Source organism: Streptomyces sp. AC602_WCS936 (genome assembly GCF_019049125.1).
Classification (GTDB): Bacteria; Actinomycetota; Actinomycetes; order Streptomycetales; family Streptomycetaceae; genus Streptomyces.
This window is the reverse complement of record NZ_JAGMUF010000127.1, coordinates 304-1,714: the sequence shown is the minus strand read 5'-3', so window position 1 is coordinate 1,714 and position 1,411 is coordinate 304. Positions and strand designations below refer to the sequence as shown.

The window sequence follows — 1,411 nt, the reverse complement described above, 5'->3', positions numbered from 1 at the left end:
TCTTCGTCGGTGACCATTTCGAGGGTCAGCTCGTCGTGGTTGCGCAGGAAGATGCCCCACTGGCAGCCGGACGGGATGGCCGGGGTCTTGGCGAGGATCTCGGAGACGGGGTAGCGGGACTCGCGGCGGACGGCCATGAAGATGCGGGGCATGACCGGGAAGTGGAAGGCCATGTGGCACTCGTCGCCGCCGGAGGCGAAGTCGCCGAAGTAGTCGACGACGTCCTCCGGCCACTGGTTGGCCTCCGCCAGTACGACCGTGTCCGGGTACTGCGCGTCGATCTCCTTGCGCACCCGCTTGAGGAAGGCGTGCGTCGCCGGAAGATTCTCGCAGTTGGTGCCCTCCTCCTGGTACAGGTACGGCACCGCGTCCAGCCGGAACCCGTCGATGCCGAGGTCCAGCCAGAACTTCAGGGCGGAGATCATCTCCTCCTGGACGGCCGGGTTCTCGTAGTTGAGGTCGGGCTGGTGGGAGAAGAAGCGGTGCCAGTAGTACTGCTTGCGCACCGGGTCGTAGGTCCAGTTGGACGCCTCGGTGTCGACGAAGATGATCCGCGCGTCCTGGAACTGCTTGTCGTCGTCCGCCCAGACGTAGTAGTCCCCGTACGGACCGTCGGGATTGGCCCGGGACTCCTGGAACCACGGGTGCTGGTCGCTGGTGTGGTTCATGACGAAGTCGATGATCACGCGCATGCCGCGCTGGTGGGCCGCGTCCACGAACTCGACGAAGTCGGCCAGGTCACCGAACTCGGGCAGTACGGCGGTGTAGTCGGAGACGTCGTAGCCGCCGTCCCGCAGGGGCGACTTGAAGAAGGGCGGCAGCCACAGGCAGTCCACGCCCAGCCATTGCAGGTAGTCCAGCTTGGCGGTCAGGCCCTTGAGGTCGCCGACGCCGTCGCCGTTGCTGTCCTGGAAGGAACGGACGAGGACCTCGTAGAAGACGGCCCGTTTGAACCAGTCCGGGTCGCGGTCCTTGGCCGGGGTGTCCTCGAAGGTGTCCGGCACGGGTTCGTTGAAGATCATGTGGTGGGTGACCCTCCGATCTGCGGTTGGGACGGTCGCAGAACCGTGCAGACGTGCGCGGGCGTCCGGCCCGGCTCCAGGCGCACATAGTTGGCCCTGCCCCAGTGGTAGGTCTCGCCGGTCAGCTCGTCGCGCACCGGCACCGACTCATGCCAGTCCAGGCCGAGTTGCGGCATGTCCAACGAGACCGTCGCCTCCTGGGTGTGGTGGGGGTCGAGGTTCACGACCACCAGAACCGTGTTCGACCCCTGCCGCTTCGAGTAGGCGATCACCTCCTCCTTGTCCGTGGGATGGAAGTGCAGATCGCGCAGTTGGCGGAGCGCCGGGTTCTCGCGCCGGATGGTGTTGAGTCGGGTGATGAGGGGGGCGATGGTGGTGCCCTCGCGGGC

The 1,411-nt window shown here is 66.2% G+C and carries 1 protein-coding gene and 1 pseudogene; both read right to left on the bottom strand.

Annotation, left to right across the window (positions count from 1 at the left end; translation table 11 throughout):
• Positions 1–1,022 (bottom strand): annotated as a pseudogene (locus KUM03_RS34325) (alpha-amylase family glycosyl hydrolase); the annotation flags it as partial.
• The coding region (locus KUM03_RS34320; RefSeq protein WP_374225418.1) for a DUF3459 domain-containing protein at positions 1,019–1,411 on the bottom strand (393 nt) is incomplete at its 5' end. The gene KUM03_RS34320 and the pseudogene KUM03_RS34325, both read right to left, overlap by 4 nt.